The sequence below is a fragment of the Algoriphagus sp. AK58 genome (assembly GCF_014324365.1).
GTDB lineage: Bacteria > Bacteroidota > Bacteroidia > Cytophagales > Cyclobacteriaceae > Algoriphagus.
Genome location: NZ_QEIG01000032.1, coordinates 22,427 through 31,810 on the forward strand (window position 1 = coordinate 22,427; position 9,384 = coordinate 31,810).

5 protein-coding genes are annotated in these 9,384 nt (G+C 42.2%); 4 read left to right on the forward strand and 1 reads right to left on the reverse strand.

What is annotated here, in order from left to right; translation table 11 throughout:
• Nucleotides 1-3 precede the first annotated feature (3 nt).
• Together DDT91_RS20080 and kdsB are read left to right on the forward strand one after the other, a co-directional pair.
• Nucleotides 4-2,466, forward strand: coding sequence for a polysaccharide biosynthesis tyrosine autokinase (locus DDT91_RS20080; RefSeq protein WP_187177990.1), 2,463 nt, complete (start codon nucleotides 4-6; stop codon nucleotides 2,464-2,466).
• Between the two features lie 212 nt (nucleotides 2,467-2,678).
• The gene (gene kdsB, locus DDT91_RS20085; RefSeq protein WP_187177991.1) at nucleotides 2,679-3,404 is read left to right on the forward strand and encodes a 3-deoxy-manno-octulosonate cytidylyltransferase; all 726 of its coding nucleotides are present in this window, start codon (nucleotides 2,679-2,681) and stop codon (nucleotides 3,402-3,404) included.
• A gap of 106 nt (nucleotides 3,405-3,510) precedes the next feature.
• On the opposite strand, the gene DDT91_RS20090 is transcribed toward kdsB, so the two are convergent.
• Nucleotides 3,511-4,056, reverse strand: a complete 546-nt coding sequence (locus DDT91_RS20090) for a cupin domain-containing protein (protein WP_187177992.1) — start codon at nucleotides 4,054-4,056, stop codon at nucleotides 3,511-3,513.
• A gap of 888 nt (nucleotides 4,057-4,944) precedes the next feature.
• Between DDT91_RS20090 and DDT91_RS20095 the strand changes: the two genes are divergently transcribed.
• The gene (locus tag DDT91_RS20095; RefSeq protein WP_187177993.1) at nucleotides 4,945-5,460 is read left to right on the forward strand and encodes a phage tail protein; all 516 of its coding nucleotides are present in this window, start codon (nucleotides 4,945-4,947) and stop codon (nucleotides 5,458-5,460) included.
• 140 nt (nucleotides 5,461-5,600) lie between these two features.
• Nucleotides 5,601-9,384, forward strand: a 3,784-nt coding sequence (locus DDT91_RS20100) for an Ig-like domain-containing protein (RefSeq protein WP_255502207.1), incomplete at its 3' end; no start/stop codon positions are given.

Consider the following 9,384-nt stretch of genomic DNA (forward strand, 5'->3'; position numbering starts at 1 on the left):
GTCATGGAAAAACTCGATCTCAGTCAGTTAGATAATGAGGAGAAAGCACTGGAGATCCGGTATGTAGTTGCCAAATACATCCGGTATTGGCCTTGGTATATTCTGTTTATTTTCATTTTCGTTTTTGCTACCTATACTTTTCATAGATATACTGTCGACGAATTTGAAGTCACTGGTTCTTTGGTGATTAAAAACAGCTCCACTCCTGAATCCAGAATCCTTGACCGATCCAATATTTTCAATAATGGGATCAACCTTGAAAATGACATCCTTCGCCTTAGGTCAAAAAATCTAGCGAGAGAGGCTTTGAAAAAACTTCATTTTGACGTGGAGTATTTTGCCAAAACCAATATCAAGGATATCGAACTCTATGACAGGTCTCCCATCAGAATTGAGGTAGATTGGAGCCATTTGCAAGTGACCGAAATTCCTGTTGAGCTTGAAATTCTGTCAGAAACCAATTTTAGATTGGCACCGGTACAAGGCGGATTGATGGATTTCAATACAGTGCAGGCCGCTGGAGATGAGTCTATTCTCAATAAGACGTATTCTTTTGGGCAGGCTGTGGAAACTCCAAGATCCAAATTCACCGTTCACCTCACAAATCCCGGCAGAGTAGGGGATATGGTTATTTTCAGATTAGTCAATCCTACTGTTCTGGAAGACCGGCTGGCTGGTTCAGTTCAGGTTGGATTGGCAAACGATTATTCTTCTGTACTTCGGATCAGCACCGTCACCAAAGTGCCCGAAAAAGGAAGGGATTATATCAACGCCTTGATGCAGTCCTACATCGATTATGACCTGAACGAGAAGAATAAAATCCAAGAAAATTCCATCGCCTTTATTGAGGAGCAATTAGGCTTTTTGGAAGATTCGATGAAGACCAAGCAACGAGAGCTTCTAAGCTTCAAAGTAGAAAATAAGCTACTGGATGTCTCCGCAGAATTCTCCAATATCCTTGCAAAAATGAATACGCTGGATGAGAAGGATGCAGAGTTGGAGTACCAGCTGAAATACTTTGAAGAGATCAAAGACTACATGGAACGGAAGAGTAAAGATTTTTCTGATGTAATTGCCCCTTCTGTTATCGGAGTGCCAGATCCACTGCTCAATGGCCTGATTCAAAATTTGGTTACCCTTTCCCAAGACCGAAGAAAGCTCTTGGCCACGGTCAACGAAAATCATCCTGAAGTCGTCAAAATTGATGTGCAGATGGAAAAAGTTCAGGATGCCCTGTTTGAAAACGTGGTCAATCTTATTGAGAACACCAAGAAACAGCAAGCAGGAATTCAAAGAGAAATCCGCTCTTACGACTCTGAGTTTTCCAGACTTCCAGAGTCTGAATCCCAATACTCAGACATTTTTCGGGAGTTCCAACTTCGCGAAAACATCTTTACTTATCTTCTGGAAAAGAGGGTGGAAGCCGGAATTGCACGAGCTGCCAACGTGTCCGACAATGCGATTTTGGACCTTGCCAAAAGAGGTACCTTGGTTTTTCCCAAAAAGACACAGAATTATGGTTTGGCAATTGCCTTAGGCTTTTTGCTTCCTTTTGGGTTTATTGTTTTAAGGGATATTTTTGACGATACCATCAAAGATCAGCGGGATCTAAAGAAGCACTTTATGATTCCGCAGTTGGGGGTAATCGGATACAGCACCAAGGAAACCAATATGGTGGTTTTGGAACATCCCAAAACGGCAGTAGCAGAGTCTTTCCGCTCCTTGAGGTCAGCAATTACCTATTTGGCCTCTGGCAAAAACACTAAAAAAATCCTAGTTACCTCTTCGGTTTCCGGAGAAGGAAAAACCTTTACTTCCCTTAATTTGGCATCAGCGATGGCCTTGGGTTCGAAAAAGACGGTCGTAGTAGGTGCTGACTTAAGAAGACCAAAACTTGCTACCTATTTCAATCATTCCGATAAAGTAGGACTTTCTACGTACCTGATTGGAAAAGTATCAGCAGAGGAAATTATCATTCCGTCCCAGCATGAAAACCTATTTTTCGTTCCCTCAGGAGTGATTCCTCCCAATCCGGCCGAATTGCTGCAGACGCCAAGACTGCTTGAATTTTTAAAATACTTGGAAGATCGATTTGATATAGTGGTATTCGACACACCTCCTATGGGCCTGGTATCTGAAACCATTGACTTGATGCGCCTTTTTGATATAAATCTCTATGTGGTCAGACAAAATTATACCGTAAAAGATCACCTGGTTATGATCAATGATTTGTTCAACAATAAACAAGTGAAGAGTGTCTACGGAGTGTTTAATGGTATCATCAATTCCGGCTACCATTACGAGGGCTATAACTACGGTTATGGAAATACCTACCTGTATTCCCAAAATAACAAGTACATGTATAATTATTATGGGGAAGATCTCGAGACCAAGAAAAAGAAAATCAAAAAGTCTGATAAGTTTGATCCTGTGAAATTCATGAAAAAGGCCTTTAGGCTGAGGTAACTCCTGGATTCTTTGGAATAAAAGACTACTTTTTCTCAAAAGAGGAACTATGTGAGGATTCTTTGAAAGAGGCATTTAACGATTTGAGGGGTAGGAAGTGACTTAAAGTATTCTGTGTTTTGTAGTTCAAGAGTGGAAAACCTCAAATAATTCTTTTTTTTCTTGAGTTAATTTTTGGTTAGTTTGAACTCTGTTACCATCGCCTAAATACTTTGAAAACTGCTGCTCTTATTCCTGCCCGATACGCCTCTACCCGTCTTCCTGCCAAATTGGTTCAAGATCTTGGGGGTATTTCGGTGATCCAAAGAACCTATGTCAGCACTTTGGCAACGGGAGTTTTTGATGAGGTATGGGTGGTCACTGACCATGAAAAGATCAGAGAACAAATTTTGGATTTGGGCGGAAAGGTATATTTCAGTCAGCGTCCCCATGAAAGTGGTTCTGACCGTATCGCAGAGGCATTGGAAGTGGTCGATGCGGATTTGATTGTGAATGTCCAGGGTGATGAACCTTTTCAGGACGGCAAATCTCTAATGGATTTGGTTGCGGCCTTTGACCGTCCAAAAGTGAAGATGGCGAGTTTGATGTGCCGGATTTCTGAAGATGAAGCCTACAACCCCAATGCCGTGAAGGTGGTAATCGATGAAAAAAGTAACGCGATCTATTTCTCACGCTCACCTATTCCCTTCAACCGGGAGCGAAGAGAGGATATTTTTTATTGGAAACATATCGGGGTGTATGCCTACACCAGAGAGCTTCTCCAGGAATTTACCTCTTGGCCCAAGGGAAATCTGGAGCAGATCGAAATGCTCGAACAGTTGCGCTTAATCGAGCGTGGTGTAAGCATCAAAATGGTGGAAACAACCCATCAAGCCATAGCCATTGATACTAAGGAAGATTTGGATAGAGCAAGAAACTTTTTGAAAAGTATACTTTGACCTTTTCCAAGGTTTTCATCTTTGGAAAAGGCAAATTGGAGGCTGAACATCCACCTTTGAAGTTCAAATATTCTCCTTGTTCCCAGCTTTTACATGTTATTTCCCCCTATTGACAGTATTTTTTCAATAGCTCCCGATCTATCCCTTTCTTTTTTATTCCTTTTGCCAACAAGGTTCCAAGAGGCTGGAGGAGTTTAAACAGCAATCCATGAACCTTGGAATCGTTGATTTCACCTAGCCAAAAAGCGACGCCAAGATCTTTTGGGATTCCGTTTTTCGCGGTAAGTCCATCTTGGGCCAAACCGTACATGATGCGGAGGGAGTTTTCAAAACCTGTGTGGCCGGGTTTGATTTGGATAGTAAACCGAATTTCCTGGTTGTCACTGGGATTGAAAAACCCGTGTCCTTCCATTTTTTTGACCGTATAGCTTTCCCCGGGTTTTAGGATAAGCGTTTTGTCTTTGAGCTTTAAACCCAAGTCCCCCTTCACCGCAGTAAACGTCTCCTCAAACGAGGTATGATGATGCATGGGATTTCCTCCTTTTGGACTCAAGATGAGATCCAATTCGGTGATTTTACCACCGGTTTCTTCGCTGGTTTGGGTAAAAGTAACCTGGTCTTTGTAGAGTGGATTGATGATCGTACGGTTCATTTCAAGAAATGGGTTAAAAGTGTAAGTATACAAATTGGGATTGATCCGTTAAGGATCAAATCAACTAAATCAACAATTCAACTCAAATTCAGAAGATTTGGTTTGCTTGGCGGGAATATTGGGCCATGGGATTTATTCTGCATGCTGCATCAGAAACCATAAGCGTAAGTACTGAAGATTCTCAGAGGTAGTTTAACAGGCAAAAAATTTCATCATTTCAAGAATGAAGGCATCCCGTATCGACAGAGAACTTGCCACAATCTAATATGGGCTCTTTTAGTCATTTCCAGAGGTATAATAAGATTCGCACTAGTCTGATAATAAAGCTTTTGGATGAAAGAAGCTTTGCTCACATTGGTAATTCCTCTACTATCTCCCGCAGAAAAGGAAAATTATAGCTGTTTTTATCTGGTTTTTGGAACCAAATTAAATAAGTGCAAAGTAATTTAGTTGTTAATTGAAAAAAGAGCTTTTTAAGTATTGAAGTAAGCATGGTAAATTTCAAAAAGAAGGGCAATCAGTCAGGGCTTTTATCCTGAAATTCCATCTGCTTGTTATTCTGGTAAATAGTTCTAAATTTAAATGCTTTTATGAACTTGATTTTTGATGTTAAAACAAGCATCCATGGAGAAAGCTTAGTTTTTCTCTCTCCGTTTCAGAAAAATTCTCTGAAAGCTTTTTTGTATTTCTTTTCGTCTGATTTGATTTTAGACTTACGAACGATTTCTTATTTCCAAGTACTCCGCTTTAATTTTTTGAAAGTTATCCTTAAAAAGTTCCTCTGCTTAGGGCAAAGAAAGCATTTGGATTTTGTATTTGGGATCCGTTTTAAGTCAGTTTCATTTAAATCTACAACGCTTGCTTATTTGATTAATAGTTGTACAAACTATGTTTTCATTTTTAAATTTTCTTCTTATGGATGAGTCCATTGTAGTTGTAAAACTGGTTGCGGGCAATTTTGCACCTAAAGGATGGCCTTTTTGTAATGTGCAGCTGTTGTCCATTTCCGAAAATACAGCATTACTAAGCATCATAGGAATTGCCTATGGATTTGATGAGGTCACTAAATTTGCTTTGACCAATCTTTCAAAACGGCTTCCTATTAGTACAGGCCATGGCACAATCGGCAATACTTATGTCAGTGGAAAGGCTGGAGGGCAAGAAAACATAACCCTTTCTGCAGCCGAAATACCTTTTCACGATCATTCAATCTTGGTGAATGCTTCACCAGGAAATGTGAACATGGGTACAAATAATTTCCTCGCTTCAGGACAAGTTCATGAGGATCGGACAAGTCCAATTTTATCCACAAATTCAGTTTGTACCGAGCCCGCTGGTGCCAGCACCTTGAATACGGCAACCGTAACTCCTGCGGGAGGTATTATGCCACATTCAACTATTTAGCCCTTTCTGGGCATGAATTACAATATCCGTCTGGAAGGATTGTATCCTAAAAGACCATCATAAAAAGTCCCCTGGATCGGTTGAGAACATCGTTTAAAGGGGCTAACGAGACTTATGAGAATTTCTTTACCCTCATTTCGATGAAAAAACTTCTACTTCTACCGATCCTTTTACTGACATTTTTAGTGTCAAGTTTCCTTCAGCAGGGATTTGCTCAGACGGTTATTGATTTTGAAAATCCGCCAGCCATTGGAGCAATAAAGTCCATTTCCTATGAAGGATTTACCTTTGCTGCTACCATTGCCAATCCTGAATTTAACATTGGATTTTTAAATGGTGTAGGAGTTGGAGGTTCTTTTGCTCTTATTGATGGAAATACTGCCCCTGGTGGTCTGACTAAGTGGACAATTACCAGAGATGGTGGTTCAGAATTTCAATTTATAAGTATTTTTATCCAAGAAAGAGGTCTCGGTTCTAGCACAAGTGGTACCATAAGGGGATATAAGGATGGAGCTCCTACCGGATTAGCAAAACCGATTAATTTCAACGGGGTACAATCTTTCGAGAATGATCCGGATTTTTATGATGTAGATGAAATTCGAATAGAGGCATCAGACATTTATGTTGCTATAGATAATTTCACGTATAGTATAGGTCCTGTCGCTACGGCTCCCTCAGCTCCTACAGTTCAGGAAGATGCCGTGGCTGTGCCTCTTGCAGACAATATACAAGTGAGTGATGTAGATGGAGATAACCAGACTGTAACTTTTACAGTAACCGGAGGTACGGTTACGCTAGGTACTGCCGGAATTACTTTTGGAGGTGGAGGAAACGGAACATCCAGCTTCACAGCTTCGGGTACTTTAGCTGCAATCAATACGGCTTTGGATGCTGCTACTTTTACACCAACCCCTAATTTATTTGGTACAAATGCAGGTTCAATTTCTTTCTTTTCAAATGACGGTACGGTAAATTCAAATACGGCAACAGTTACTTTTAATATTTTAGGGGTAAATGATGATCCTTTTGTTACCGGCATGCCAACTTTGATTACCCTACAAGAAGATGCAGATCCTTTAACAGATCCAGCAGCTGATGATTTTGATCTAAGTTCGATGGTAATCAATGATATCGATGCAGGAAGTGGTCTCTTGACGCTAAGGTTAGAAGCTATAGGTGGTATTTTTGACGTGGCTGCTGGGATAAGTTTTGTGGGTAATAGAACGAGTACGGTTACCTTCTCAGGTACTTTAGCCGACCTCAATAATTACATTGGCCAGTCTTCCAATATTTATTTTATAACAAATTCTAATCTTAGCGGTACTGGGGCTGCTTCGGTTTCTGTTTTCATTAATGACAATGGAAATACAGGATCAGGTGGAGGAACCGATATCTCAATAGGCACTATTCCTATCGATATTACCCCAGTTAATGATGCCCCAACAGATATTCTGCTGGATAATTCAACCGTGTCGGAAAATGAACCTGTTGGTACTACTGTCGGGATGTTTTCAGCCACAGATCCGGATACTGGAGATTCGTTTACTTTTACTTTAGCCCCAGGGACAGGAGCTGATGACAATGCCTCCTTTAGTATTTCAGGAAATCAGTTAAGAACTTCTCAGGTTTTTGATTTTAGTGTCAAAAACAGTTATTCCATCCGGATTAGAGTAACAGATTCGGGGAATTTGATTTTTGAAAAAGTATTCGTCATCACGGTTGAGGAGTTTAATGAAGCACCTACAGACCTACTATTGTCGAATAATTCGGTAGCTGAAAATTCAGCAATTGGAACAGCTGTTGGAACCTTTACGGCGGTTGACTCCAAAAGCGGCGAAACCTTCACCTACACCCTTGTAACAGGTGTTGGAGATGATGACAATGGATCATTCAGTATTTCGGGTGATGTGCTTCAGTCTGCAGCGATTTTTGATTTCGAAACCAAAAACTCCTATTCCATTCGAGTCCGTGTGACAGATTCAGGGAATCTGACTTTTGACCAGGTTTTCACAGTTAGTATTACCAATGTCAATGAGGCTCCTGCGGTTACTGCCCCGCTAAGTATAGAAGCGTTTGAAGATGTACCTCTTGCATTAACTGGTATTTCTTTCAGTGATGTAGATGCGGGTTCAAATGCAGTGATAGCGACATTTAGTGTACTTAGCGGTACCCTCTCTGCCACGAGCGGAGGAGGTGTGACGGTAGGAGGTATTTCAAGTTCGCTGACACTTTCTGGTACTATAAACGATATCAATACTTTCATTGCGGCAAATAACCTGACTTTTACTACGTCCCTGAACTCAACTACCAATGTGGTTTTGAGTATCACCATAAGTGATGATGGAAACACAGGATCGGGTAGTGCTCAAAGTGATACAGCATCACTGATCCTTGTCGTTACTTCCCTAAATGATGCTCCTGTAAATACGGTTCCTGGATCTCAAACCATTGATCAGGATACAGATTTGATTTTCAGTTCAGGAAATGGAAACGGCATCAGTATTTCCGATGTAGATGCTGGTTCAAATGCGATTCAGGTTGAACTGACAGCTACGAACGGGAGGATAACCTTAAGTACAATCAACGGTCTAACCTTTACTGTGGGATCTGGAATTAATGATACTGGGATTATCATGCAAGGCTCGCTTACCAATATAAATTTTGCCTTAGATGGTTTGATTTTCCGTCCTAACTCAGGGTATACGGGTCCAGCCAATTTTAGGATTTTTACCAATGATCAAGGAAATTCTGGCTCTGGAGGTGCATTGGAGGACACAGATGATATAAGTATCACAGTGAACCTACCAAGTCCCGTAATTACGGGGTTGACAGCAAGTAGTGTAGATGGATTATACAAAATCGGAGACCAGATTTTCATTGTCATTAATTTCAGTCAGCCTTTAGTCGTGAATACATCAGGAGGAACCCCATCCCTAACTTTGGAAACCGGTCTGACTGATGCAGTCGCAAGTTATCTGTCAGGTTCAGGCTCCACCGCCCTGGTATTTACCTACACCGTGCAGGAGGGGAATGTTACCTCCGACTTGGATTACACCAGTACTTCTTCTTTATTGTTGAATGGGGGGACTATACGTAATGTGACCGATCAGGATGCCATATTGACCCTTCCCAATCCTGGTGCCACAGGCTCGCTGGGGGCAAACAAAGCATTGGTTGTGGATGGAGTTAGGCCTTCGGCCACCCTTTCGGTGAATGATACCCAGTTGATTCTTGGAGAGACGACTACGGTTACGGTCACCTTCAGCGAGGCGGTCACGGGATTGACAGTTGCCGATTTTACGGTAGGCAACGGGACATTGAGCGGATTGAGCACTGTGGACGGAGGAATTACCTGGACAGCGACACTGACACCGGACAACGGCGTGGAGGACGCGAACAATGTGATCACGCTGGATAACACAGGATATCAGGATGTAGCGGGAAATGCAGGCACAGACACCACCGATTCGAACGACTATGCAGTGGACACCCGGCGTCCAACGGTTATAACCTTCACGATATCAGAGACTCAGTTGGCAATCGGTCAAACAGCCACGGTAACGATTACCTTCAGCGAGGCGGTCACGGGCTTGACTGCTGCGGACTTCACGGTGGCTAACGGAACATTGAGCGGATTGAGTACTGCGGACGGAGGGATTACGTGGACGGCGACGCTGACTCCGGTCAATGGCGTGGTGGATTCGAGCAATATTCTCCAGCTGGACAATTCGGGATTTGCAGATCTTGCCGGCAATCCGGGAAGCGGAGTTTCCGGATCTAATGAATATGCGGTGGACACGCAGCGTCCGGTTGTTGTGAGTTTCATGGTATCGGACCTCCAATTGATTTCAGAGGAAACCAGCATGGTGACCCTCACCTTCAGCGAGGCCGTCACGGGTTTGACGGCTGCCGATTTTACGGTAG